This is a genomic window from Streptomyces otsuchiensis (assembly GCF_004305975.1).
GTDB lineage: Bacteria > Actinomycetota > Actinomycetes > Streptomycetales > Streptomycetaceae > Streptomyces > Streptomyces otsuchiensis.
Genome location: NZ_BHZI01000622.1, coordinates 1 through 378, shown reverse-complemented (window position 1 = coordinate 378; position 378 = coordinate 1). Strand labels below are relative to the sequence as shown.

At 80.4% G+C, this 378-nt stretch carries 1 protein-coding gene; it reads left to right on the top strand.

Features of this window, described 5'->3' with window-relative positions; genetic code table 11:
* Positions 1 to 119: 119 nt before the first annotated feature.
* A partial coding sequence (locus E0D90_RS26125; protein ID WP_438827459.1) for a hypothetical protein occupies positions 120 to 378 on the top strand: 259 nt, incomplete at its 3' end.

Genomic DNA, 378 nt, shown 5'->3' with positions numbered 1-378 from the left:
CCCTGGACCCCCCGGTGACCGTGCTGCCCCGGGCACCCGAGCTCGCCCCGGTACCGGAGCGCAGTCCCGCTCGTCCCGCCGCGCCGGGCCCGGGTCCCGGTCACATCGTCGCCCCGGCTGTGCCTGCCGGGCGCTCCCCCGCCGCCGAACAGCGGTCCCGGCCCCGGTCGCCTGCCGAGGACACCGTCGGGCCGGGGACGACGGGGGCCGGGGCCGCGGTCGCCCAGCAGAGTCTGCGGGTCGCCGCGCTGCACCAGGAGGTCATGGCCGCCCACACCGAGACCCACCAGCGGTTCCTGCGGCTGTCCGCGCTCGCCGTCGCGGCCCTGACTGCCGCCGGGACGACGCTCCCGGCTCCCGTCCGCGCCGCTCCCCGCC